Raw genomic sequence first — 23,325 nt, 5'->3', positions numbered from 1 at the left:
TCATCGGTGCAGTCCTGGAAGTACCGGACGCTGGTCTACCGGCTCGGCATCAAGACCGTGCCCCTGGCTGACGCGGTCAAGTCCATGCCGGAGCAGCACGGCGAGCTCGTCGCCGTGCTGCACACCCCGAGCGTGTACGACGAGGCCCTGGCCGTCCTTCGCGAGCGTGGGCTGCCGGTGCCGGCCGACGTCCTGGAGCGAGATCTGAGCGTCGTCCACGATCCGGCGACCCGAGGTGGAGCGCGCCTGGGGCGCCGTCTACAACGACACGGACGCGTACGGGGACCTGGCCCGGCTGGCCGACGCCCTGCTCGCGACGGCCAAGGGCTTCGCCGAGTACAAGCACCTGCACCTGCTCGCGACCCGGCGCACCTTCGGCGACCGCCCGGGCTTCTACGGGAAGTCCGGCGTGGAGTGGCTCGCGGACACGATGCGGGAGCTGCCCTTCCCGGAGCTGTGGTCGGTACGCCTCGGCACCGACTGACCGGCGCCCAGACCGCCTGAGCGACCCACACCGACTCGACCTTCGCACGACCTTTGGAGTACCCCCATGTCCGAAATCCGCGTGCTCGCCCTTTCCGGCAGCCTGCGCCGCGACTCGTTCAACACCCGACTCCTGCACTTCGCGGAAGAGATCGCCCCACGGGGGACGGTCTTCGACCACTACGAGGGGCTGGGTGACATCCCGCACTTCAACGAGGACACGGAGCACCCGGCGCCGGCGCCGGTCGCCGACCTGCGGGCGCGGGTCCGCGCCGCGGACGCGGTGCTGATCGCCACGCCCGAGTACAACAGCTCCTACCCCGGCAGCTTGAAGAACGCTCTCGACTGGCTGTCGCGCGCGGACGACAACGGCCTGACCCTGCCGGGCAAGCCGACCGCTATCCTCGGCGCGTCCCCGGGCCTGCTGGGCACGGTCCGCGCTCAGCTCGCGCTGCGGCAGGTCCTGCACAAGCTGGACGCGAACGTGGTCCGGCAGCCCGAGTTCCTGCTGTTCAACGCCCACCAGCAGTTCGGTGAGAAGGGTTTGGAGAAGGACTCCCCGGCGGCGCAGCCGCTAGGGACCGTGCTGGGCGGCCTCGTCGACCTGGTTCAGCAGGATCGCCTGGCGGTGTGATGACGGTCTCCGTCCGCAGGTCCGGACCGTCTGACCGCCAGGCGGTCCTGGATCTGCTCGAACGCGCCCGGGGAACCGGACTGTCGGCACAGGAACGGGCCGAGCAGGGATTCATCCAGGGACGCTGGGATGTCATCAAGGTGGCCGAGTTGGAGCTCGGCACCGGGATATTCCTGGCAGAGGAGGAAGGAGCCCTTGCCGGGATCGTCGTCACCAGCTCCGGAAGTGGGGTCGTCGACGAGGGACCGCCGCGGCTGACCATGGACGCCGTGCTGGCGTCCGGGATCGACACCGACGCGGCCGGCATCCTGCTCTACGGACCGATCACCGTGGCACCGGAGTTCCGCGGCCGAGGAGTCTCACGCGCGCTGCTCTCCGCGGTCGCGCGGGGCCTGTCGGCGCGGTACCGCCACGCCGCCCTGTTCGTCGAGCACAGCAACCACCGGTCGATGACCGTACACCGGCACTTCGGGGTGCGGGAAGAAGGCGAGTTCACCTTCCGGGACCGCACGTACACCGCATTCACCTTCAGCCTCGCCGCGTTCGCGCAGTGAGCCCACGAGGCTGACGTGTGCAGTTGGGGCGGACCTGCTCAGAACTCCTGACGGAATGTGAGGCTCACCGGGGCACGGATCTCCGGACGTCTGGACCTGGCCGGCGCGCAGATCGCCCATGCCCTCTGGCTGGAGACATGCTGGTTCGAGGAGGCGGTGAACCTCCTCGGCGCGTCGACGCAGACCCTTGTCTTCACGGGCAGCCGGATCCCCGGCATCGAGGCCGATTCGGCCCGCATCGAGGGCAACTTCTCCCTACGGCACTCCGTGGTGGAGGGCGGCGCCCCGACACCCTTCAACCGAGTGAGTACCGCCCTGTCGCTCACCGACGCCCGGGTGAGCGGTGGACTGCTCCTCAACGGGGCCGAGTTGATTGCCCCCGACGGCTGGGCCCTGTCGGCCGGCGGCCTGGCCATGGAGGGGGGCGTCTTCTGCCGAAACGGGTTCGTCGCATACGGGGAAGTCCGGCTGATGGGAGCGCAGTTGCCGGGCACTCTGGCCATGCAGGGCGCCCGGCTGGAAGGACCCGGCCCACGCGGCGTGGCCCTCACCCTCGACAACGCCATGGCCTCGTCGCTCAAGTTCTCCGAGGGATTCGTTGCGAACGGCACGGTACGGCTGCGCGGTACCCAGGTCGCGGACAACGTGACCTTCGACGGAGGCATCCTGAACGGACCGACCACCGACGGCGGAAACGCCCCGGCCCTGATCGCCATGCACCTGCAAGCCGTCGACCTCGATCTCACCCTCGCCCGACCCCCGTCCGGCACCCTCGATCTGCGGGGCGCCCAGGTGTCGTACCTCCACGAGAACGAGCACAGCTGGCCGGAGAGGGTGGAGCTGGACGGCTTTGTCTACGGCTCCATCAAGACGGCGGACGCGAACGATGACCGCCACGAGGCCGTAGGCGACCGGGAGTCCGTGGCCCGACGTCTGGCATGGATACGCAGCAGCCCGGGCTACAACCCACAACCGTATGAGCAGTTGGCGGCCTGGTATCGCAAGGCCGGGCACGACGACGACGCCCGCCGCGTCCTCCTCGCCAAGCAACGCCACCGGCGCCGCGCTCTGTCCCCGGCAGCCCGCGCATGGGGCCATCTCCTCGACGTGACCGTCGGCTACGGCTACCGTCCCCCCTGGCTGGCCGGCGTCTGGCTCCTCGCGCTGATCCTGCTGGGCACACTGTCCTTCGGCACTGACTCCCCCACCCCGGTCAACCGCGGCGAAGGCGCTCCGTTCCAACCCCTCGTCTACACACTCGACCTCTTGATCCCCATCGGGGGCCTGGGTCAGCGCACGACCTGGTACTGGTCGAACGACAGCCTCCAGTGGCTGGCCTATCTGCTGATCGCCTTCGGCTGGGTGCTGACGACCGCGGTCATCGCGGGTGTCACCCGCACCCTGCAGAAAGACTAGCGGGCAAGAGCTGAGCTCAGGCGTCGCCAGCAGATCAGTGCGCAGCCCAGGGTGAGAAGCTGTTTCACATCCTCTTTTCGCAGGTCACGGGTGTGAAGGATGGTGGTGATCCCGTTTCCCGTGCGGTTGGGCATCGATGGTCGCCGTTCCGAACGGCAACGGCAGCGTGCTGGCCGTCGGGCGGCTGCGGAATGCCCGTTTGCCGCAGCGGGGAGAGCAGTACCGTGCAGAGGCCGGATGTTCCACTCCGACCGTCCAACTCACACCGCACTCCGGGCAGTTCGCCGTCCGGTCGGCCTGGACCGCCTCGTTCCTCGCCCTCGCTCTCCGCATCCGCCGCCAGTGCCGCGCGCGACAAGCCGACGAGCAGAAAACCGCCGCCGCCTTCACCGTCGGCATCAATAGGCCACCACATCCACGGCAGAGCCGCGGCCCGGGATCGTCGTCCGTTACCACGACCAGCCTCAGCCGGGACGCTCCATCCCTGCCCACGGGACCACCATAGGGGTCCAGCCGAGGTAAGCCGAAACCCTGTGGAGCCCACCTGCGTGGCGTGGAATGCTCTTGGGCGACTGCTGACGGAAGGGAAGGTTGAAAGGTGTACGTCCCGTCATCCGCGCGAGCTCTCGATGATGACGAGCGTGAGCTCGTGGAGCTGGCACGCCGCACCATAGACGCGCATACCGACGCCGGGCCCGACGAAGACGGGATCCACACGGTGGGCGCCGCGGTCATGGCCGCCGACTACCGGATGTTCGCCGGCGTGAACCTCTACCACTTCACCGGCGGACCCTGCGCCGAACTCGTGGCTCTGGGAGCCGCGCGAGCCCAGGGCGTCCGCCAGATGCGCTGCATCGCCGCCGTGGGAAACCACGGGCGCGGGGTCATCGGCCCGTGCGGGCGCGATCGGCAGGTCTTCGTGGACTACTACCCCACGATGCGCGTCATCGTGCCCACGCCCGCGGGGCTCCGGTCCGTTCTCGCCGCCGACCTGATGCCGCTGGCTCAGCAATGGACCCCGGAGGCGGGCATGAACGGTCTCGACCCATCGCTCTACCAAGACCCCGAGACAGCCGGTCCCCCGATCATTCGGTTCAACCCCCGCTACCTCGAAGTCGTCCGCTCCGGCGCCAAGACCAAAACCACCCGCTTCCGGGACCCGGCACAGCTCGGGCCGGCACGGCTGGTGTTTGAGAGCGACCCCGAAGTCGTCCTGTCGGCAGAGGTGACCGGCATCAGGCACTGCCTGGTCAACGACCTCACCAACCGGGACGCCCAAGCTGAGGGGCTCACGACCGCAGCCGAACTCCGGGAAAGCCTCAAGGGCCACTACCCAGATCTGGCGGAAACCGACGAAGTCGACGTCATCTCCTTCCAGATCAACGACAAGACGGGCGCCGCTTAAACCGCGGATGCGCCAACGACGACTGGGCCGCGAGGTGACAACGGGCGGTACGGCCTGGATCAGTGGGATGAGCTCGGTGACGAGCTCGACCCCGTATGGTGGTTCCCTCCGCAGCAGCAGGCTGACAGCCTGGGCGCCCTGGGACAGCAGGCCGCCGACCTGGGCCGCGATGAACTGCGCGGCGGCGTAGAAACCCGGGTCTGGGTTCGTGGAAGCGGGACGCTCTGTGACGACTGGATAGACATGTGTCTGCCCTGCCGTCGTGGCGCTTCAGCTGATGCGAGCTCCCGTGCCGCTGACACGGACGCGCGGGTCACCCGCGCGCAGCGTCACCGTGAGTTCGCCAGCGCGGCCCAAGTCCTCGCCCTGATGCAGGGTGAGGACGGCGTCCTCGGGGACCAGGCCGAACTCACGGGCGTACGCACCGAAAGCGGCGGCCGCGGCACCGGTTGCCGGGTCCTCGACGACGCCGCCGACGGGGAACGGGTCACGGACATGGAAGACGGTGGCCGACTCTCGCCACACCAACTGGACCGTGGTCAGGTCCAAGCGATGCATCAGGGCTTCCAGGCGCGCGAAGTCGTACGCGAGATCTGCCAGGCGCGCGCGCGTCGCCGCCGCGAGAACGAGATGGCGGGCACCGGCGAACGCGATACGGGGCGGGAAGGCCGGGTCGAGATCGGCGGCCGGCCAGCCGAGCGCGGCGAGCGCCTCCGTGAGCTCGGCGTCGGCGATCTCCTCGATGTGCGGCTCCACACTGGTGAGCGTGGCCCTGACCGTCCCGCCCTCCTCGGCCACCTCCACCGGCACGACGCCGACGCTCGTTGCGAATACCAGCTCCCCGGGGCCTATCCGCTCGGCCAGCGCGACGGCCGTCGCGACGGTGGCGTGCCCGCAGAACGGCACCTCGGCCTTGGGGCTGAAGTAACGAATGCTGTACGCCCGTCCCTCCTGGCCTCCGAGGCCCTCCGGAGGCGCGGTCAGGAACGCGGACTCCGAGTATCCGAGGTCGGCGGCGATAGCCAGCATCTCGCTCTCGTCCAGAGCGGTCGCATCCAGAACGACGCCGGCGGGGTTTCCGCCGTCGGAGGCGCTGGAGAAGGCGGTGTATCGCAGTACCTCGGGCCGCGGCGCATTCGTCGTCATGCCTGCGGCAACGCGGGTGGGGCCCGCGGCTATTCCTGGACCCGAGCAATGCTGTCGCGAACCCGTCACGGTGTTGCCGGCGCGGGCAAGTCGCGGCCCGGATTCCAGGCCACGACATCCAGACGCGCCCGCGCCGCCGTTTGCACCGGTGAACGCGTCGTGCAGGTCCCCGAGGAACACGAACGGCGACTTGGCGACGTCGACGAAGGCGTCCCCGAAGTGGGACGGTAAATCGTTCGGTGTAACTCCCGATCATGGAACATGTATCGATGACCAGCTGATCGACGAGCTGGTGGGCCGGGCCCAGGCCGAGGGGCTGCAGCTGACCGGCGAGGGCGAGATCATCCCCCTGGGTCGCACTCAGGCCGCTCAAGAATGAGACTGTCTGGTCCGAGGTGGTTGGAGGCCACACTCATCGAGGCGTCGAGGCACTCGAACTCCAGCACAACGACGTTTTCGCCTCAGACCACCACGCCGATCAGGCGCCGGATGCCCCACCGGCTCGGACCCGAACCAGTACCTGATCGGCCAACTCCTGCGGTGTCAGCTCGCCGTCCAGGACCACGGTGTCGGTGGGCAGGGTGTCCGCCGCGGCGATACACGGTTCGATCTTGTCCTTGCACCAGCGCCGGACCCGCTCGTCCTGCTCGGGGTCATCCGGGGTGAAGCTCCGACCGTCGATCCGCTTCTCCAGGACCTCTCGGGGAACCTTGAGGAAGAAGTGGTGAACGTCGATGCCCGCGTCCTTCAGCGCGCTGAAGATCTCATCGGCATACGCTGGGTTGACCAGGGTCATGGGGACCAGAACCGGGCGGTGGTACTCCTCAACGAGACCCACCGCCAAGCTGGCAACCTCCCGCCGCCACAGCCTGAGATCCTGGAAATCACCGGTCGGCACCTCCACGATCTCCCGCAGGACATAGCCGACCATCTCCGGGTCATAGACGAGCGCCTCGGGCCAGCGCGGACGCAACTCGTCCACCAGCGTGGTCTTCCCGCTGCCGAACGCACCGTTCACCCAGACGATCAACGTGATTCTCCCGGCCCGTTGCCATGCCCCGCGCCCAGCGTGTCGGATCAGCATGCCGCGCGGCTTGGGCGGCGCCAAACTCCACTGCCAAACCATGCCCGAACGATCGCCAAGCGGGGCCGAATCTCACTGTTAGGGGGACAGGTCCAGTTGTCGAAGCCCACTGCCAACCTGTCTCATGAGACACATCGAATTCTGGAGAACGCCGGGTTCCGGGCGGCCTTCTCCGTCGACGCGGGCCGGGTGGTGCTGCGCTCCAGGCGCGGCACTGAAATAGGGTCGGCGTTTCCGGAGGTCGTGTCAGTCGTGTCAGGGGCCGTGCAGCTGCCGGATGCGACCGCGCTGGACGGCGAGCTGGTCGTACGGGACGCCGCGGGACGGCGCGCCTTCGAGCAGTTGCAGAACCGGCTTCAGCGGCGCGGTGCCAGGGCGGCCCGGGCGGCTGGCGAGTGGCCGGCCCACTTCGTCGCGTTCGATCTGCTGCGGCTTTCCGGGACCGAAACGACCGGTTGGCCGTACCGCAGGCGCCGGGAGGCGCTGGAGTCCGTGTGCGCCGCCCGCCGACTGTCCGCCCCGTGGGTGCTGTGCCCGTCGGCCACCGACCCGGACACCGTGCGCGAGTGGCTGTCGTGGGCGTCGGTCGGGATGAAGGGCGTGCTTTCAAGCGGCTGGATAGCGTGTACGAGCACCCGCCCTCCCAACTCCCCGGCCGGTTCCAGACCGAGGAAGTCCACTACGAGGAGCTACGCCGCTGCCTGAACGACCGTACGCTTCCGCCGGACTTCCGCCTCGCCGCAGCCCTGGTCCGCCTCTACGCCCTCCCCCTGACCCGCATTGTCGAGCTCACCGCCGACCAACTCCACCACGACGCGGTACCTGACGATCAACCGCCACCCCGTCGTCCTGCCGCCAAAGCTGGCCCGCCTCATCGACGACCACCTCAAGGACGGATCCCGGCACAGTAGCGAAGGCACTACGTATCTCTTGCCGGGCCCCACCCCCGGGCGCCCTCGTAATCCCGCGGGACTGGCCGACAAGCTCAAGCGCTTCAGTCTGCCCGCCCGCGCAGCCCGGAACACCGCTATGGTGCAAGCACTCGCCGATCTGCCACCGGTGCTGATCTCCGACCTGATCGGCATCCAGCCGAGAACAGCGGAACGCTTCGCAGCCTTGGCCGGAGAGAATTGCTCCTACTACCTGGCAAGCCGCCACCCTGCCCGCGTGTGAAGGTCACGAAGCGGCGCGGGCGTGCACACTGTTTCCAGTTCAACCGCATCAGGACGACGAGGCTTGAGAGACAGGAGCGTGGTCAACTGCGGACGGCGTCCAGGGCCGCGTAGTACTGCTCGTTGCGGACACGCTCCTCGCTCTCGACGAATGCAGCGGCCCCCGCCTGTCGGCAGTCGGCAGTCGGCAGTCGGCAGTCGGCAGTCGGCAAACGACCGTTTGTGAGAACAACGGTCAGGGTGACGTGTGCGGGATCTCCTGGCTGGGCGCGGCTATGGGCGCGGTCATGTCGAGCAGCATCATGGCGTCGTGGTCGGGGGTGCCGGGTTCGGCGGTGTAGACGCCGATGCGCTGGCCGGGGGTGCCTTCCAGGTGCATGGACTGGGAGGTGAGCGTGACCGTGCCGACGCGGGGGTGCTGGAAGGTCTTCTGCGCGGGCTTGCGGCCAGTGACCTCGTAGCGTTCCCACAGCCGGGCGAAGTCGGGGCTCTTGAGGAGAAGTTCACCGACCAGATTCGTCAGGTCAGGAGCGTCGGGGGCGGTGCCGGCGACGGCGCGCAGCCGGGCGACGCAACCGGTGATCTGGCGGTCCCAGTCGCCGAAGAGATTTCGTGCGGCCGGGTGGAGGAAGAGGTAGCGGGCGAGGTTGCGGTGCTTGGCAGGCCAGTCCTCCAGGCCGGCGTACAGGGCGAGGCCGCCCGGGTTCCAGGCCAGCATGTCCATGCTGCGGCTGATGACGTACGCGGGGTTCGGCCGCAGCGACTCCAGCAGCAGCTTCAGGTGGGGGCGCACGGTGCGGCTCGGGGCCGGCGGCGGCTCGGGCGCGTAGCGGGCGGCACGTGCGGCGAGCTCACGTAGGTGCTGGTGCTCCTGGTCGTCCATGTGCAGAGCGCGGGCGAGCGAGTCGAGGACTGCGGGACTGGGGCGGGTCTCCTTGCCGCGTTCCAGGCGCACGTAGTAATCGATGCTGATCCCGGCGAGGGTGGCTAGCTCCTCGCGGCGCAGACCGGGGGTCCGGCGGATGCCGGCGCCGACGGTGAGGCCGGCGTGTTCGGGACTGGTCTGGGTGCGGCGGGCGCGCAGGAAGCGGCCCAGCTCGGCGCCCTCGCTGTGCGAGCTCTCGGATGCCATGACTCCAGTCTCACCCGCTGGGCACCCGCTGCGCGGGCGGGAGGGGGGCCCTGTCATTACCCCCGAAGAGCCCGCCCTGCCACACCGGAGCCATCCGGGCGAAGGTGAATGAGGAAGACGCCGGAGCCCTTCGCCGCCGCCCGGGTTTCGACGGGGCATGACCTGCCGGACCGGGCGCAAGTGAGAGGCCAGGTAACACCATGATCGGAAGAGGGCGAGATGCGATACATCAAGCTGCGTGACCTGCTGGTTTCCCGGATCGGGCTGGGCGCGATGGGCATGTCCCACGGCTACACCGGCTCGGGCACCGACGACGCCGAGTCGATCAGGACCGTGCACCGGGCCCTTGAGCTGGGCGTCACCCTCATCGACACCGCCGAGATCTACGGCCCCTACACCAACGAGGAACTGCTCGGCCGGGCGCTGAAGGGCCGCCGGGACAAGGTGGTGCTGGCCACCAAGTTCGGCCTGGTCTCGCACGCCGGCGAGGGCGCGTGGAACCTGGACTCCAGCCCGGCCAACATCCGCACCGCGGTCGAGGGCTCCCTCAAGCGGCTGGGCACCGATCACATCGACCTGTACTACCAGCACCGGGTGGACCCGAACACGCCGATCGAGGAGACCGCCGGTGCGGTGAGCGAGCTGATAGCCGAGGGCAAGGTACGGGCTTTTGGCCTCTCGGAGGCGGGCCCGGACACGATCCGCCGCGCCCACGCCGTCCAGCCGGTCACCGCGGTGCAGTCCGAGTACTCCCTGTTCACTCGCGGGATCGAAGAGCGCGTGCTGCCCGTCCTGCGGGAGCTGAACATCGGCCTCGTGCCGTTCTCCCCACTGGGCCGCGGTTTTCTGACCGGCACCGTGCGCTCCACCGACCAGTTCGACGAGAACGACTTCCGCCGCGACAACCCCCGCTTCACCGGCGACAACTTCCAGCACAACCTGACGCTGGCCGACGAGGTCAAGGCCCTTGCCGATGAGGCCGGTGCCACCCCCGGGCAGGTGGCGCTGGCCTGGCTGCTCGCCCAGGGCGACGACATCGCCCCGATCCCCGGCACCAAGCGCATGACCCGGGTCGAGGAGAACACCGCCGCCGACGCCGTCACGCTGACCGCCGAGCAGCTCGACAGGCTCTCCAGCCTGCCGCCCGCCGCCGGCGCCACCCACACCGAGGCCCAGGCGCAGATGCTCGAACGCTGATTCATCCGCACCGCCCCGCACGACCCCCGTTTGGAGAAGTAGTCCCTGATGCGTGCAGCAGTGATGTACGGAGCCGGCGACGTCCGCGTCGAGGACCGGCCCGACCCGAAGATCGTCCATCCCGCCGACGCGGTGGTGCGCACGGTGGCCGCGTGCGTGTGCGGCAGCGACCTGTGGCCGTACGGGTCGATGCCCGCCACCGACGCAGGCCGCCCCATGGGGCATGAGTTCCTCGGCGTCGTGGAGGAGACCGGTGCAGAGGTGACCGGCCTGAAGACCGGTGATCTGGTCGTCGCCCCGTTCACCTACAGCGACAACACCTGCGACTACTGCGCCATGGGCCTGCACATCTCGTGCCGCAACGGCGGCCGGTACGGCTTCGACGGGGTGGACGGCGGGCAGGGCGAAGCCGTCCGCGTCCCCTTCGCCACCGGCACTCTGGTCAAATTGCCGGTAGCCGCCGACTCCGCGCTGCTGCCGTCGCTGCTGGCGCTGTCCGACGTGATGACCACCGGCCACCACGGCGCCGTCACCGCCGACGTCGGCCGCGGCGATGCGGTGCTGGTCGTCGGGGACGGGGCGGTGGGCCTGTGCGCGGTGATCGCCGCCAAGCGGCTCGGCGCCGAGCGGATCGTGCTCGCCGGCCGCCACGAAGCCCGCACCGGCCTGGGCCGCGAGTTCGGCGCCACCGACGTGGTCGCCGAGCGCGGCGAGGAGGGCATCGCCCGCATCCGCGAGCTGACCGGCGGCGTGGACAAGGTCATCGAGGCCGTCGGCACCCGCCCGGCCCTCGACACCGCCCTGGGCGCGGTCTTGGACGGCGGCACCATCAGCCGACTGGGCGTCCCCCAGTACGAGCAGGGACCGATCGGTCCGGCCGAGTTCATGCGCAACATCACCCTTACCGGCGGTGCCAGCCCCGCCCGCGCCTACATCCCGGAACTGCTCGCCGACGTCCTGGACGGCACCATCACCCCCGGCCGCGTCTTCGACCAGGCCTTCCCCCTCGACCGGACTCCGGACGCCTACCGGGCCATGGCCGACCGCCAGGTCCTCAAGGCCCTCATCCGCCCCTGACCACCCGCCCCCACCCGCACAGCGAAGGACATCCCGTTCATGCAGACCGTCACCCTCAACAACGGCGTCAAGATGCCGCTCCTCGGCTTCGGCGTCTACCAGATCCCCGCAGACGACACCGAGCGCGCCGTCTCCGAGGCACTGGCCGCCGGCTACCGCCTGCTGGACACCGCCGCCGCCTACGGCAACGAAGAAGCCGTAGGCCGCGCCATCACCTCCAGCGGTATTCCGCGCGAGGACCTGTTCGTCACCACCAAACTGTGGGTCCAGGACGCCCCCGCCCAGGACAACACCCGCCGCGCCTTCGAGACGTCCCTCAACAAGCTGGGCCTGGACTACCTCGACCTGTACCTGATGCACCAGCCCTTCGGCGACGTCTACGGCCAGTGGCGCGCCATGGAGGCCCTCAACCGCGAGGGCGTGGCCAAGGCGATCGGTGTTGCCAACTTCTACCCCGACCGTCTGATCGACCTGATCATCAACAACAAGATCACCCCGCAGGTCAACCAGATCGAGACTCACCCCTTCTTCCAGCGCGCCAACTACCAGGACCTCATGCGCGAGCACGGGGTGCAGATCCAGTCCTGGGGCGGCTTCGCCGAAGGCAAGAACGACCTGTTCACCAACCCGCTGCTCGCCGAGATCGGCAAGGCATACGACAAGTCCGTCGCCCAGGTCGTCCTGCGCTGGCTCACCCAGCGCGGCGTCATCGCCATCCCCAAGTCCGTACGCGCCGAGCGCATGGCCGAGAACATCGACGTCTTCGACTTCGAGCTCACCGACGAGCAGATGGCCCAGATCGCCACCCTCGACACCGGCAGCTCGCTGTTCTTCGACCACCACGACCCCGACATGGTCACCTGGCTCGCAGGACGCCGCCTGGACAGCTGAAGGCCTCACCCAATGACCCTCGCCGGCCGCGGGTGCCGTCAAGTGATTGCCCGGGGCACCCGCCCGGCTTGCACGGTTCACCGGGAGCCGTCCACCATGATCACACCACAGCAACACGGCGCCCTGCCGGGCCGGCGCACCGTTCTGCGCGGCGCGCTGCTGACACAACCGCCGCTTTGAGCGCGACCCACCTGGCGGGCTGCTCACCGTCCTCACCGCCGCCCAGCGCCTCCCCCACTCCCTCCCGGTCCGCCGCGAAGACAGGTGGCGCGCAGCCAGGCGGCGGTGGGGAAGGCCGAGACGTCGCGGCTGCCGGGCGCAGGTCGGACCGGGCTCGGCGGGAACGGGGCGCGGAGTGGGGGCCTGCGCGTGGTGGGAGGGCAAGGCGGCGACGGTGGTTCCGGATGCCTGTCGAGCCATCAGGAACCCTTCCGCGACGAGTTGTCCGTAGGCGGCCTGCACCGTCCCCCGGGACAGGCCGAGTTCGGCGGCCAGCTTGCGGGTGGCGGGCAGTCGGGTGTGTGGGGCGAGCCGACCGGCGCGGATGGCGTCCCGAAGGGCCTGTTGGAGCCCGGACCGGCGGCCGCACGCCGGGGCCGGGTCCAATTGGAGATGGATGCCCAGGGCCGCCAAAGTGGACCAGGATTCCGTCACGGCATTGGCTCTTAATCATGTGCCAATCCGCGCGTAACGTCGCTTCCGTGACAGCTGAATCATCCATGCCGCGGACCCGGGTTGACTTCTACTTCGACCCCGCCTGCCCCTTCGCCTGGATCACCTCGCGGTGGATCCTCGAAGTGGAGCCGCTGCGCGACCTCGACGTCCGGTTCCACGTCATGAGCCTGTATCTGCACAACGAGGGCAACGAGCTGCCCGACTGGTACCGCGATCTCGTCGACCGCTCCCTCGGCCTGGTCCGCGTCGCCGCGGCCGCGGCCGAGCACGACTCCGAGGACGTGCTCCGCGACCTCTACTCCGCCTTCGGCACCCGCGTTCACAACAAGAAGATGGAGGACTTCGACGCGGTCGCCGTCGAGTCCCTGGCCGAGCTCGGGCTCCCCGAGGGCCTGGCGGACGCAGCGTGTTCGACCGAGTACGACGGTGCCCTCCGGCGCAGCCACGACGCGGGCAAGGATCCTGCGGCGGGCGGTTACGTGGGCACGCCCACGATGCACATCGACGGAAGGGCCTTCTTCGGCCCGGTGATGAACAGCATCCCGCGGGGCGAGGAGGCGGCGCGGCTCTTCGACGCGGTGCGGACCCTCTCGGCGCACCCGGACTTCTTCGAGCTGAAGCGGGAACGGACGGGCAGCCTGCGCTTCGAGTGAGTGGCCAGGGGGAGCGGGCCGGAGGACCGACGGAAGTCCGCCCCCCGGTCGGCCGGTTGGTGTCTGTTCACGCCGGCACCGGGCGGCTCGGCCGAGGTGGGGTTTCGAGCAGTGGGTGACTATTTCCTGGTGCACCGCGCCGATGACGTGGATTCGATGAGGCGCATCGGTACCGGATAGCGCCGTTGGGCAACAAGCCTCCCGAGGCGCTGGCAACGGTGTTCGGCAACAGCATGTTCGCCTGCTTCGTCCACTCCGACGGTGTTGAGGACTTGCCGCTGCCCGAAGCTCCCACCACCGCGACCAGGCGATGGGTGCGCATCAGCGCGGCCAGGTGGGCAACCAGCTCATCCCTGCCGAAGAACAGGTCCCGTTCCCCCGGCTCGAACCGGGCCAGACCCCGGTAGGGAGCATCCGCACCATCGCCCCGATCCACAGCGGCGGCCGCTTCCTCGGCCGCCTGGCGCCAGCGTTCCTCCGACTCGGCCACATCGCCGTCGCACGCCTTGACATAAGCCAGCACGACCGCCAGGGTCGGCAGTCGCTCCCCCGCGGCTGCCTGCGACAGCGTGCTCGCCCCCTGACCGGTGCGCTGCGCCATCACCCGGTACGTCGGGCTGCCGGCCTCGGTCCGCAGCTTGCGTAACTCGACAGCGAACCGCTGCACCGGTCCGGCATTCGGGTCCAGTGGGCTCTCGGGACGCCCCGGCATCGGCCCCTCCCCTCCCCCGCCCCGCTTCCCCCGTGGAGGCGGCGCCCTGGCCGCAGAAGCTACCCACGCGCGCGGCAGCAGAGCAAACCGGAGACGCCTTGTGCGGTCAGCGGCGCATCGCCCTGCCCCGGGCCTGCGATCGCGGCCATTGATCAGGGTGGCGAAGGTGGCTGCCCATTCATTTCCCGGCCCGCTGAACTCGGTGACGTGCCGCCCCACAGCGGCGCCGGTGCCGGGAGCGGACGTCGCCTCACGGGGGTAGGCGACGCCGCCCCCGCACCCAAAGAACGCCGAACCAGCTGTTCGTTTTTGCGGGTTCGGCTGCAAATCCACGACACTCGCCACTCCTTCGCGATCTACATGCTGCAGATACTCAAGGGTGTCGACCTGCGACTGGACTTCCTGGGCGCGGGTCCAGACGGGGGCGTGGCCGAGACGGATCTCCATCGGCACGGCCGGCGCCGCTACCCTCTGGACCGGCGTGCCGTCCAGGCGGCGCCCCGGGTGCCGTACGGCAGGGGTGGCGAGGTGGAGTTTGGAGCGCAGGGCAGCCACGAGTTGGAAGCCGATCGTCGGATGGATGCTTCCACTCAACAGGTGTGGTGGTAGGGGACGTTCGGGAGGTAAGTCTTCCAGTCGCGTTTCGAGAGGCCAGAGCCGGAGCGTTTGCAGACCTGGGCGGCAAGGTGCGCGGACGTTATGTCGTACTTCTGTACGGGGACGTTCGTGCCGGAGGCGTACAGTGTGCCGTCGTCGGAGCCGAACGACAGGGCGAGCACCTTGTCGCCCGGGGTCGGCAGGGCGGAGCCGAGGAGCCGTTGGGACGGGACGTCCCAGAGCTGCACGGTGCCGGCCCAGCCTCCAACCGCCAGGGTGCGGCCGTCGTGGGAGAAGGCCAGGGCGGACACTGGGCCGGTGGTGTCCGCCCCGGCGTCGGACAACGAGCCGTCCAGCACACCGAGGCGCGTGCGGGGCGCCCCGTCCCAGAGGGTGACCCGGCCCATGGCGTCACCGACGGCCAGGCGGGTGCCGTCTGGGCTGAACGCCGCCGTACTGATCAGCTCGTCGCCGAGCACGCGGGGTGCCATGCGTCCCGCGCGGAGGTCGGCGACCAGGCCCTCTTGCGTCACCACGCTGCCGTTGTCGGGGCGCAGGGCTATGCGCACGCTGTCTGACTCGTCCACTGAGGTGGCGGATCGGCTGCTGCGCACCGTCTTCACGTGCTTTTCCCGGCGCACGTCCCACACCTCGACCGTCGGCCGAAACGCCTGCCGGTACACAAGCAGGGTGTGGGCGTGGGCGTCGAGGGCGAGCCCGTTGACCGCGAAGGAGCCGTCGTGGTCAGGCCGGATGCCCACAGTGGCGTACTCGCGACCGGTCCTGACGTCCCACACCGTGATACGTGTCCCGCCCGGTGTCCCTTTCCGGTTGCTGTCCACCCTCCGGCTGCGCGCGAGGTATCTGCCGTCGCCGCTGAGCGCCATGACACCGGCGCAGGCACCCTCGCCCTCGGTCTCCTTACCCGGGCATGCGTCTTTCTCGGGCTCGAAGACCATTCTGCCGTCGTGGGTGTCCAGGACCTGCAACCGCTGCCTGTCGTCCGTCTCCAGAATGCGGGCCAGGATCCGGCCGTCACCGGAGAGTTCCGCCTGGTCCGCCATCTGGTCCGGCCATAGCTTCGTCGTTGCTCTGCCGAGGGACAGCGAGCGGACGACGGTCCCGGAGGTGTTGAGGTAGCGCACGGCTCCCGCGGGGAGGTCGAGGGCTACATCGCTCCAGTCGTCGGCGGTCAGCCGCTGCCGCAGCACGGGCAGATCCGGGTACGCGGTCCGCCACACGAGGAGCCGGCGAGGTCCCGTGGCTACGAGGAACCTGCCGTCGGATCCGAACCAGACCTCGTTCAGCCCGTCCGCCTCGAGAAACAGAGTTCTGCGCCCGGTGCGCAGATCCCACTCCCCGATTCCGTGGTCGATGACGACCGTGAGGGACCTGCTGTCGGGGGTGAAGGCGAGCGAATGGTCGGTGCAGTCAGCGGCGCGCACCTTTACGGCCCAGGACGCGGAAGCCTTCCGGTGGTGCGCGAGATCCCAGATCTCCGGATGCATGTCTGCGCACCAGGCGAGCCACCGGCCGTCGGAACTGAAGGTCATCGCGGACTCGCTGCCCCCAGGTGCGGGAATGCGCGGTATCCGGCGTCCGCTGTGCAGGTCCAAGGCATGGATGTAGCCGTCGTTCACGTCCACCGCGGCCAGAGTGCGCTCGCCGAGGACGACCTCGGGATCCATCGACTCGACCTTGGCGAGCGTGCTCGTCACCCGCGCGGATCGTACGTCCCACACCTTGATGCCGTCCTCCAGCGTCGGCAGCGCGAGGGTGCGGCCGTCCGGGCCGACCACGGCCGAAGTGCCGTCGGCCATCAGCTTCCCGGGGCCGGGCGCGGAGAGCGTGAGCCGTCGCGTGCGCAGATCCCAGATCCGGACCCGGTCCGCCGTTACGGACACCACCGATCTGCCGTCCGCCGTCAGCCGGCGCGTCTGGTTGTCGGAGCCGTCGAAGCCGGCGTCGGCCCCCGGCACCGCGAACACGTCCTGCTCCCGTTGTGCCATCGCCCCGATCAGCGCCGACCGTGTCTCCGTCGTGTCGGCGAGCCGCCATGCGGCCACGCTGAGACGCATCGCGGTGACCGGGTCGGAGAATCGCATGCCGTCGGCGACTGCGGCGGTGCGGCGGGCCTCTGCCTCCTCGCGGCGGCGGTCGCTGGTGCGGTTCTGCTGCCAGGCCACGGCCCCGGCGACGAGGGCGAGCACGACCAGCACCGCGAGGGCGCCGACGAGTCCGCGCCTGCGGCGGCGCTCGCCCTGGCGCGCGGCACTGCTCGCGTTGAGGAACGCCTGTTCCAGCGGGGTGAGCGAGGCCCCGTACAGCTGCTCCCGGGCGGCGGCGAGCCGGGTGCCGCGGTACAGGGCTCCCGAGTCGCGGCCGAGTTCGTCCCAGGCGCGGGCAGCCTCGGTCAGCCGCCGGTGCACCCGCAGCTGTTCGCGTTTTTCGTCGATCCAGCCGGACAGCCGCGGCCAGGCGGTGATCAACGCCTCGTGGGCTAGGTCGACGGTGCCCTGGTCGAGGGTGATCAGCCGAGCGCGGGCCAGCCGGTCCAGGACCAGGGAGACGTCCGCCGCCTCGACAGGGGTGTGCGGGGCGCTCGTCGGACCGGGTGCGAAGTCGAGCTCGGAGCGGTCGACGGGGCGGCGGGTGTCCTGTGATCCCTCGCCGGGGGTGATCAGCCGCAGCAGGACGAGGCGGGCGAGCTGGGCGTGCTCGGCGGAGAGCCCGGCATAGACGTCCTCGGCGGTCTGGGCGATGGCACCGTGGACGCCACCCGCGGCCTCGTACGCCTCCTCGCTCAGCGCCCGGCCGCGGCGGCGCCGCCAGGTCTCGCGTAGGACGTGGGACACCAGAGGCAGCGCCCCGGGTTCCCCTTCGACCTCGTTGAGAATGCGTGCCGTCAGTCCGCGTTCCACGATCAGCCCGGCGGCCTGTGCGGGTTTGACGATGGCCTGGCGTAGTTCGTCCCGGCTCATAGGGCCGACGAGCACGGTGCCGTCCTGCAGAGCGGCGGTCAGGCCGGGGTGTTCGGCACACCGGCCGAGGAAGTCGGCTCGTACGGCGATGACGACGCGCAGTCTGCTCCCGGGATCCGTGGCGGTCAGGAGACGGCCGATGAACTGGTCACGCTCGACCTGGTCGTGGCACAGGGTGTAGAGCTCTTCGAACTGGTCGACGATCAGCCATGTGTCCCCGTCGCCGTCGTTCGGGGTAAGCCGCTGTTCGTGGGTGCGCAGGGGGTGTTCGCCTGGGGTGAGGACGCGCAGCGCGGCCGGCTGTGGGGTGGCCTGGTCCGGGTTGCGGAGGCGGGGGATGAGACCGGCACGCAGCAGAGAGGACTTGCCGCTGCCCGAGGGGCCGAACACCGCGCTGAACCGGCGGGAACGGGTCAGCGTGAGTAGGCGGTCGGTGAGCTCGTCGCGGCCGAAGAACACATCGGCGTCGCCCGGTTCGAAACGGGCCAGACCCCGGTACGGAGGCTCGGCATCCTCATCCTCGGCCCGGGGTTCCGCCGCTACTTCAGCGGCCGCCTGCCGCCAACGTCTCTCCCACTCCTCCGGATCACCGCCGCACGCCCCCACGTAGGCCAGCACGACGGGCAGTGTCGGCAACCGCTCGCCGCCGGCGGCCTGCGACAGGGTGCTTGCCCCCTGCCCCCCTCGCTGCGCCATCACCCGGTAGGTCGGGCTCCCTGCCTCCACCCGGAGTTTGCGTAACTCAGCCGCGAACCGCGCCACCGGCCCGGTGCTGGGATCGAGTGGCCTTTCAGGACGTCCCGGCATCGACAACTCACCCCTCTAGCCGCCCGCTTCCCCCGTGGACGCGGCGCGAGGCCGGACAAGGTACGCAACCTCGTGGAAGGAGCGCAATCCCAAGGCACCTCCTTAGGCCAACCCAGGAACAACGTGCCGTGCGGTGCACGAACCCGGCCTCGCCCACTCCCTGCACAACGTGGTCGTCGACCTCTTCGCGCTGCGCCGGTTCGCGGAACCCGTCAGCGCGGCCCGGGAGGCCACGGTGCTCTGCGCACGCGCGGCTGTCGATGAACCGGCGGCCTTTCGCCAGCCGCTCGCCACCCTGGTGAACAACCTCCGCAAGGCACTGCTTCAGCTGGGGTTGCCGCACGATGTGCTGGCCGCGACTCGGGACACCGTATCGATGTACCGACGGCTGGCCGACCAGAACCCCGCCGTCTTCCTTCGCACAGCCGGGAAAGACTGGCGCTCCCCGCTCCCCGCTCCCCGCTCGCCGCTCTGCAGGCCGCCCCGGCCTGACCGGCGCGGCCTGACGTGAGCCGAGATCGGTCTTCCGATCTACCGGAGGGCCGGGCCCGCGCCGTACGCCCACCCCAGACTCAGTCCCGCTCGCCGCGAGCCGCGCACACCTGCTCCCAGAAGGTGTGAACCGCGTCGATACCCGAGCGCTTCGCCATGTTCGCTCCTCGGTTGTGGCTCACTCACGAGCCCGGCAGCAGGGGTCCGCCCGCCATGAGGCCGCCGTCGACGACGAGGACATGGCCGGTGATGTAGCTCGCCTTGTCCGAGCCCAGGTACTGGACGGCCTCGGCAATCTCGTCGGGGGTGCCCGCCCGGTGCAGGGGCAGCACCGAATCGACCGCGTCCCGCGCGGTGTCGTCGCCGGTGAACCGCTCGTACATCGCGGTCCGGGTGTATCCAGGGGCGACGGCGTTGACCCGGATTCCGTGCGCGGCGCCTTCGAGCGCGGCCGCCTTCGTGATGCCGGTGACCGCGTGCTTGCTGCCGACGTACAGGGTCGCGCCGGGGTAACCCATCAAACCCAAGGTGGAGCTGACGTTGACGATGCTGCCACCGCCCTGCTCCCTCATGACCCGGAACTCGTGCTTCAGACACAGCAGCGTGCCCTTGACGTTCGTATCGAAGGTGGTCTGGTAGCTCTCGTCGGTCACCTCGGTGACCGGGCCGGGCCTTCCTTCGGTGCCGGCGTTGTTCAAGGCGACGTCGAGTCGCCCGAACCGCTCCACCGCACGGTCGGCGAGGTTCTCCACATCGGCCTCAGAGCGGACGTCGGCACGCACGAACTCGGCTTGGGCGCCGAAGTCGCCGAGCTCCCTGGCGAGCTGCTCGCCGACGTCCTGATGACGGCCGGAGACGACGAGATTCGCGCCCTGCCGGGCATAGGCCAACGCGGTGGCGCGGCCGATACCGGTGAGCGCGCCCGTGATGAGGACGACGGGAACAGGCACGTTCGAAGGTCCTTCCTGCGAGCAGACAAATGAACGGCAGGCAAGCGGTCAGCAGCCCGCAGGGCACCGGGGTTCTCTTCCGGCCAGGGCGCACCCCTGTGAGGAAGCTGTCCCGGCCGGACGGCAGTCATAGGGGAGGCGGCCACGGCACCCCTCGAATGGCCGCGCTTGATGCCCCGTATGCCCCATGGGGAGACCCTTCGTTCACCGCACAACCAAGTGGGGAGCGAGAGCACCTGTGGCCGATTCCAAGGCTCTGTCCGCAGTTTCGTGAGCGACGGTTCTTGAGGGAGCCGATCAGCGTGGGCACCCAGGACCTCCGAGGTGAGTGAAGACGGCTATCTCCACTACGCCCGGAGGTCCCTCCACGATCAACAACCGGCGACAGGCGTGTCACCAACCTCCCGGCCGAGTACAGCTAGGCCGGCATGAGCCGGTTGGATACTTGCCTGATGAACGTCTCGAGGGGTTCCTGGGTCAACACCACGCACGATTGGTCCAGCGTCGTCGATTTTGATCATCTGGCGCATATCAGACGGAGTCCGGAGAATTTCGCGCCCGGCGGCCTGTGGCACCTTGCCCTTGAGGTGCTTGCCTATGCCGCCGATGAGGCATCGAGCAGGGGCGGAGGACGCTGCCTCGTCACTCTCCATCCGGATGGTTCCTTGTCCGTGGTGGATGACGGGCGGGGCACCGATACCCGGATGGACGAGCGCGGCCAGATGGTGAAGAAGCCAGTCATGGCGTCAAAGGATCTTCGCTTCTTCGACTTCGCAGACACGGAACTGCTTCCGGATGGCCATCCTCGTCGCGGCATGTCCGTTGTAGCAGCGCTCAGCGAATGGCTCGTGCATACCAACCGCCGCCTGGACGGAGCCTGGACGCAACGCTACGAACACGGCGTTCCGGTGACCGACCTGGAGCCTGTCGAGGCCGACGGCACCACCGGGACGCTCGTCCACTTCAGGCCGGATGAGCCGTTGCGTTCGGTCGGGGTATCGACGGAGGGCCAGTTGAAGCGTATGGCCATGATGTGGCCAGATCTGGACATTCTCATCGAAGACCGCCGTAATGCCTGAAGGTCATGGCTGGTGAGGATGCGGGTCCGGAAGGGGTGCGACGTATCCACGACGAGACGGCCACGGCCCTCGGCATGGCGCCCGGAACCGTCAAGAGCACGCTGCACCGAGCGCTCGCCACAGTCCCGCTCGCCCCGCCGCGCAGCGGGCCGACCGGTGCGGGATAGCGCTCGCGCCTCGATCGCGGCCCCGGCGGCGAACAGCCCAATGCGTCTGAGTCAAAACCGGTGCGGCAGCAGGCAGCGCACACTCACCACCGCCGTGGCAACCTTCCTGATGACCGTCTGACCAGCGCACACGGCTGGGGTCCGCGAACGCCTGGCGTGTTCGCGGACCCCAGAGTCGCGTTGACCGTCAAGGCCGCCGCTTCATAGGCAGATGTCGGCCGACAGGCTGAACGACACGCCTGCGAGCGCCTCCGAGGCATCCCAGAGTCGCCGGGCGAGCTTCGTGTCCTGCGCGGTCTTGGACCGGCCGATCAGTTCGGCACCGTCACGCATGTGCATCCAGTGTTCTGGTCCGGTGAAGCTGTCGCCGGGGACGTCGCCGGTGGCGGCGAACAGCACCGGCAAGGCGCCCTGTTCCGGGTCCTGCGCGAGCAGGCGGACCATCAGCCTTGTGACAAGCCCCGTCGACCGGTCGTAGATGTTCGTCGCAACGAGGCCGGGGTGCGCCGCCACCGCCAGCACGCCCGACCCGACGGCCTTCAGCCGCCCGTTGCAGCTCGGACGAGAACAGCACGTTCGCCAGCTTCGATGTCGCGTAGGCGCGGGACTGTGTTCTCCCGCAGTGTCGGCCCGGGCAGTGGGGCGCCGGGCGGCTGACGGCACGACACCACCACCCGTGTCTATACCGCTCGGCCGGCTCCAGCCTCAGCTTCCCGCGGAAGGCCCGACGCTCGTCGGTCATCCCGCCCCCTTGCACATACCTCACGCAGTGGGCATACCTCAGGACTCGAGGACCGTCAGCCCCGCCGACACCACGCTTTCAAGGTCAATAACGACTCTGCAGCTCCGCCAACACTTTTACGTTGCAGGCGGGGACGTGAACTCACCCATAAATGGGTTGAGTCGGGCGAAGCCTTCCTGGCGCTGATAGGGGAAGTACGGGTAGGGGGCTGTCTTGCTGCTCGCCGCATCCAGTTTCGCCATCTGGTCGGACGTGAGTGTCCAGCCGACGGCACCGAGGTTCTGACGGAGTTGCTCCTCGTTGCGGGCGCCGATGATGACGGAGGAGACGGTCGGTCGCTGCAACAGCCAGTTGATGGCGATTTGCGGTATGGCCTTGCCGGTTTCCTGCGCGATCTCGTCGAGGACGTCGACAACGCGGTAAAGGTGTTCGTCCTCGACTGGGGGGCCGTAGCCGGCCGTTTGGCGCAGGCGGCTCTTGGCGGGTAGCGGCTGGCCGCGGCGGATCCTGCCGGTGAGCCGTCCCCAGCCGAGCGGGCTCCAGACGAGCGCCCCGAGTCCCTGGTCGAGCCCGAGGGGCATCAGTTCCCATTCATAGTCGCGGCCGATCAGCGAGTAGTAGACCTGATGCGCGATGTAGCGCGGGCGGCCATACCTCTCCGCGATCGCAAGGGACTTCATCGCCTGCCAGCCGGAGAAGTTGGAGACTCCGAGGTAGCGGACCTTCCCTGCCCGTACGAGATCGTCGAGCGTGGACAGAACTTCCTCGATGGGCGTACCTGCGTCAAAAGCGTGCAGTTGGAACAGGTCTATGTAGTCGGTGCCGAGTCGTCGCAGGGCATCGTCGCACGCGGTGATCAGGCGCGAGCGGGATGAGCCCGCATCGCCTGGGCCGTCGCCCATCGGCAGGCCCGTCTTGGTGGACACGATCACACGGTCCCTGCGGCCTTTGATCGCTTCACCCAGCACCTCCTCGGACGCGCCGCCGGAGTAGACGTCGGCGGTGTCGAACATCGTGATCCCGGCATCGATACAGATATCGACAAGGCGGCGCGCTTCTCGCGCGTCGCTGTTCCCCCAGGCTCCGAACAGCGGTCCCCGGCCGCCGAAAGTGCCGGCCCCGAAGCTGAGTGCGGGGACCTTGAGTCCGGATGCACCGAGTCGTCTGTACTCCATGCTGATCCTCTCTTGCCCACAGGCTCTGGCTAATGGGTCTGCGGTTCCGTTAGTGGTGGGCTTAACATAGCAGGTGCGACTGACTAACGGAACGGGAGTCCCGT

The 23,325-nt window shown here is 69.1% G+C and carries 24 protein-coding genes and 2 pseudogenes; 15 read left to right on the top strand and 11 right to left on the bottom strand.

Annotation, left to right across the window (positions count from 1 at the left end; genetic code table 11):
• On the bottom strand, positions 1–219 hold the full coding sequence (locus ABZ823_RS24065) for a hypothetical protein (RefSeq protein WP_361663970.1): 219 nt from the start codon (positions 217–219) through the stop codon (positions 1–3).
• A gap of 16 nt (positions 220–235) precedes the next feature.
• On the opposite strand from ABZ823_RS24065, the gene ABZ823_RS24060 reads away from it, so the two are divergent.
• The 5 genes from ABZ823_RS24060 (at position 236) to ABZ823_RS24040 (ending at position 4,492) form a co-directional block, all read left to right on the top strand.
• Positions 236–484, top strand: a complete 249-nt coding sequence (locus tag ABZ823_RS24060) for a tryptophan 2,3-dioxygenase family protein (protein ID WP_361663967.1) — start codon at positions 236–238, stop codon at positions 482–484.
• Positions 485–550: 66 nt separating this feature from the next.
• Positions 551–1,117, top strand: a complete 567-nt coding sequence (locus tag ABZ823_RS24055; RefSeq protein WP_361663964.1) for an NADPH-dependent FMN reductase — start codon at positions 551–553, stop codon at positions 1,115–1,117.
• Entirely contained in the window at positions 1,117–1,671 is a 555-nt protein-coding gene (locus ABZ823_RS24050) for a GNAT family N-acetyltransferase (protein WP_361663961.1), read from the top strand. Before ABZ823_RS24055 ends, ABZ823_RS24050 begins: the two co-directional genes overlap by 1 nt.
• A gap of 57 nt (positions 1,672–1,728) precedes the next feature.
• Positions 1,729–3,087 carry an oxidoreductase gene (locus tag ABZ823_RS24045; protein ID WP_361663958.1) on the top strand — a complete coding sequence of 453 codons (1,359 nt, stop codon included), beginning with the start codon at positions 1,729–1,731 and terminating at the stop codon, positions 3,085–3,087.
• Positions 3,088–3,736: 649 nt separating this feature from the next.
• A complete protein-coding gene (locus tag ABZ823_RS24040) occupies positions 3,737–4,492 on the top strand; it encodes an ASCH domain-containing protein (protein WP_361663955.1) in 756 nt (251 codons plus the stop codon).
• Between the two features lie 270 nt (positions 4,493–4,762).
• Here the strand turns inward: ABZ823_RS24040 and ABZ823_RS24035 are convergent, their stop codons facing one another.
• Positions 4,763–5,638, bottom strand: coding sequence for a PhzF family phenazine biosynthesis isomerase (locus tag ABZ823_RS24035; protein ID WP_361663952.1), 876 nt, complete (start codon positions 5,636–5,638; stop codon positions 4,763–4,765).
• Positions 5,639–5,828: 190 nt separating this feature from the next.
• On the opposite strand from ABZ823_RS24035, the gene ABZ823_RS24030 reads away from it, so the two are divergent.
• Positions 5,829–6,017 carry a hypothetical protein gene (locus ABZ823_RS24030; RefSeq protein WP_361663949.1) on the top strand — a complete coding sequence of 63 codons (189 nt, stop codon included), beginning with the start codon at positions 5,829–5,831 and terminating at the stop codon, positions 6,015–6,017.
• Positions 6,018–6,116: 99 nt separating this feature from the next.
• Here the strand turns inward: ABZ823_RS24030 and ABZ823_RS24025 are convergent, their stop codons facing one another.
• Positions 6,117–6,668: an AAA family ATPase gene (locus tag ABZ823_RS24025; RefSeq protein ID WP_361663946.1), complete on the bottom strand. Its 552-nt coding sequence runs from the start codon at positions 6,666–6,668 to the stop codon at positions 6,117–6,119.
• A gap of 39 nt (positions 6,669–6,707) precedes the next feature.
• Between ABZ823_RS24025 and ABZ823_RS24020 the strand changes: the two genes are divergently transcribed.
• Positions 6,708–7,427 carry a hypothetical protein gene (locus ABZ823_RS24020; protein ID WP_361663943.1) on the top strand — a complete coding sequence of 240 codons (720 nt, stop codon included), beginning with the start codon at positions 6,708–6,710 and terminating at the stop codon, positions 7,425–7,427.
• A 75-nt stretch (positions 7,428–7,502) separates the two neighbouring features.
• Complete coding sequence (locus ABZ823_RS24015) at positions 7,503–7,895, top strand: hypothetical protein (protein WP_361663940.1); 393 nt, start codon at positions 7,503–7,505, stop codon at positions 7,893–7,895.
• An 82-nt stretch (positions 7,896–7,977) separates the two neighbouring features.
• Here ABZ823_RS24015 and ABZ823_RS24010 read toward each other — a convergent pair whose 3' ends face one another.
• Complete coding sequence (locus ABZ823_RS24010) at positions 7,978–8,106, bottom strand: hypothetical protein (RefSeq protein ID WP_361663937.1); 129 nt, start codon at positions 8,104–8,106, stop codon at positions 7,978–7,980.
• A gap of 23 nt (positions 8,107–8,129) precedes the next feature.
• On the bottom strand, positions 8,130–9,026 hold the full coding sequence (locus ABZ823_RS24005) for a helix-turn-helix transcriptional regulator (protein ID WP_361664089.1): 897 nt from the start codon (positions 9,024–9,026) through the stop codon (positions 8,130–8,132).
• A gap of 219 nt (positions 9,027–9,245) precedes the next feature.
• Between ABZ823_RS24005 and ABZ823_RS24000 the strand changes: the two genes are divergently transcribed.
• From ABZ823_RS24000 to ABZ823_RS23990, 3 genes are read left to right on the top strand one after another with little or no spacing between them, the layout of a single operon-like run.
• A complete protein-coding gene (locus ABZ823_RS24000) occupies positions 9,246–10,223 on the top strand; it encodes an aldo/keto reductase (protein WP_361663934.1) in 978 nt (325 codons plus the stop codon).
• A gap of 48 nt (positions 10,224–10,271) precedes the next feature.
• On the top strand, positions 10,272–11,300 hold the full coding sequence (locus ABZ823_RS23995) for an alcohol dehydrogenase catalytic domain-containing protein (RefSeq protein WP_361663931.1): 1,029 nt from the start codon (positions 10,272–10,274) through the stop codon (positions 11,298–11,300).
• Between the two features lie 39 nt (positions 11,301–11,339).
• The gene (locus ABZ823_RS23990; RefSeq protein ID WP_361663928.1) at positions 11,340–12,191 is read left to right on the top strand and encodes an aldo/keto reductase; all 852 of its coding nucleotides are present in this window, start codon (positions 11,340–11,342) and stop codon (positions 12,189–12,191) included.
• A 450-nt stretch (positions 12,192–12,641) separates the two neighbouring features.
• On the opposite strand, the pseudogene ABZ823_RS23985 reads toward ABZ823_RS23990, so the two are convergent.
• Positions 12,642–12,845: pseudogene (locus ABZ823_RS23985) on the bottom strand (GntR family transcriptional regulator); the annotation flags it as partial.
• A gap of 65 nt (positions 12,846–12,910) precedes the next feature.
• Between ABZ823_RS23985 and ABZ823_RS23980 the strand changes: the two are divergent.
• The gene (locus ABZ823_RS23980) at positions 12,911–13,519 is read left to right on the top strand and encodes a DsbA family protein (protein WP_361664086.1); all 609 of its coding nucleotides are present in this window, start codon (positions 12,911–12,913) and stop codon (positions 13,517–13,519) included.
• A gap of 265 nt (positions 13,520–13,784) precedes the next feature.
• Here the strand turns inward: ABZ823_RS23980 and ABZ823_RS23975 are convergent.
• Positions 13,785–14,231, bottom strand: a pseudogene (locus ABZ823_RS23975) (helix-turn-helix domain-containing protein); the annotation flags it as partial.
• 590 nt (positions 14,232–14,821) lie between these two features.
• The gene (locus ABZ823_RS23970) at positions 14,822–18,505 is read right to left on the bottom strand and encodes a DNA-binding protein (RefSeq protein ID WP_361663925.1); all 3,684 of its coding nucleotides are present in this window, start codon (positions 18,503–18,505) and stop codon (positions 14,822–14,824) included.
• 244 nt (positions 18,506–18,749) lie between these two features.
• On the opposite strand from ABZ823_RS23970, the gene ABZ823_RS23965 reads away from it, so the two are divergent.
• A complete protein-coding gene (locus tag ABZ823_RS23965; protein ID WP_361663923.1) occupies positions 18,750–19,127 on the top strand; it encodes a hypothetical protein in 378 nt (125 codons plus the stop codon).
• A gap of 163 nt (positions 19,128–19,290) precedes the next feature.
• Here the strand turns inward: ABZ823_RS23965 and ABZ823_RS23960 are convergent, their stop codons facing one another.
• On the bottom strand, positions 19,291–20,058 hold the full coding sequence (locus ABZ823_RS23960; RefSeq protein ID WP_361663920.1) for a glucose 1-dehydrogenase: 768 nt from the start codon (positions 20,056–20,058) through the stop codon (positions 19,291–19,293).
• 452 nt (positions 20,059–20,510) lie between these two features.
• Between ABZ823_RS23960 and ABZ823_RS23955 the strand changes: the two genes are divergently transcribed.
• Both ABZ823_RS23955 and ABZ823_RS23950 read left to right on the top strand, forming a co-directional pair.
• Positions 20,511–21,137, top strand: coding sequence for an ATP-binding protein (locus tag ABZ823_RS23955; RefSeq protein WP_361663918.1), 627 nt, complete (start codon positions 20,511–20,513; stop codon positions 21,135–21,137).
• Positions 21,138–21,142: 5 nt separating this feature from the next.
• Positions 21,143–21,304, top strand: coding sequence for a sigma factor-like helix-turn-helix DNA-binding protein (locus tag ABZ823_RS23950; RefSeq protein WP_361663915.1), 162 nt, complete (start codon positions 21,143–21,145; stop codon positions 21,302–21,304).
• Between the two features lie 201 nt (positions 21,305–21,505).
• Here the strand turns inward: ABZ823_RS23950 and ABZ823_RS23945 are convergent, their stop codons facing one another.
• Both ABZ823_RS23945 and ABZ823_RS23940 read right to left on the bottom strand, forming a co-directional pair.
• The gene (locus ABZ823_RS23945; protein ID WP_361663912.1) at positions 21,506–21,826 is read right to left on the bottom strand and encodes a hypothetical protein; all 321 of its coding nucleotides are present in this window, start codon (positions 21,824–21,826) and stop codon (positions 21,506–21,508) included.
• Positions 21,827–22,162: 336 nt separating this feature from the next.
• The gene (locus ABZ823_RS23940; RefSeq protein ID WP_361663909.1) at positions 22,163–23,221 is read right to left on the bottom strand and encodes an aldo/keto reductase; all 1,059 of its coding nucleotides are present in this window, start codon (positions 23,219–23,221) and stop codon (positions 22,163–22,165) included.
• Between the last annotated feature and the right edge of the window lie 104 nt (positions 23,222–23,325).

Origin of the sequence: Streptomyces sp. NPDC047079 (genome assembly GCF_040643755.1) — a bacterium.
Classification (GTDB): domain Bacteria; phylum Actinomycetota; class Actinomycetes; order Streptomycetales; family Streptomycetaceae; genus Streptomyces.
Note: the sequence above shows the minus strand (reverse complement) of the source record. Positions and strands in the feature narration are given on the sequence as shown.

Coding starts and splice junctions, on each gene's coding strand:
- ABZ823_RS24055 (WP_361663964.1), top strand. CDS start 551: ATGTCCGAAATCCGCGTGCTCGCCCTTTCCGGCAGCCTGCGCCGCGAC.
- ABZ823_RS24000 (WP_361663934.1), top strand. CDS start 9,246: ATGCGATACATCAAGCTGCGTGACCTGCTGGTTTCCCGGATCGGGCTG.
- ABZ823_RS23990 (WP_361663928.1), top strand. CDS start 11,340: ATGCAGACCGTCACCCTCAACAACGGCGTCAAGATGCCGCTCCTCGGC.
- ABZ823_RS23950 (WP_361663915.1), top strand. CDS start 21,143: ATGGCTGGTGAGGATGCGGGTCCGGAAGGGGTGCGACGTATCCACGAC.
- ABZ823_RS24050 (WP_361663961.1), top strand. CDS start 1,117: ATGACGGTCTCCGTCCGCAGGTCCGGACCGTCTGACCGCCAGGCGGTC.
- ABZ823_RS23955 (WP_361663918.1), top strand. CDS start 20,511: ATGAACGTCTCGAGGGGTTCCTGGGTCAACACCACGCACGATTGGTCC.
- ABZ823_RS24005 (WP_361664089.1), bottom strand. CDS start 9,026: ATGGCATCCGAGAGCTCGCACAGCGAGGGCGCCGAGCTGGGCCGCTTC.
- ABZ823_RS23995 (WP_361663931.1), top strand. CDS start 10,272: ATGCGTGCAGCAGTGATGTACGGAGCCGGCGACGTCCGCGTCGAGGAC.
- ABZ823_RS23940 (WP_361663909.1), bottom strand. CDS start 23,221: ATGGAGTACAGACGACTCGGTGCATCCGGACTCAAGGTCCCCGCACTC.
- ABZ823_RS24035 (WP_361663952.1), bottom strand. CDS start 5,638: ATGACGACGAATGCGCCGCGGCCCGAGGTACTGCGATACACCGCCTTC.
- ABZ823_RS23980 (WP_361664086.1), top strand. CDS start 12,911: ATGCCGCGGACCCGGGTTGACTTCTACTTCGACCCCGCCTGCCCCTTC.
- ABZ823_RS23970 (WP_361663925.1), bottom strand. CDS start 18,505: ATGGCGCAGCGAGGGGGGCAGGGGGCAAGCACCCTGTCGCAGGCCGCC.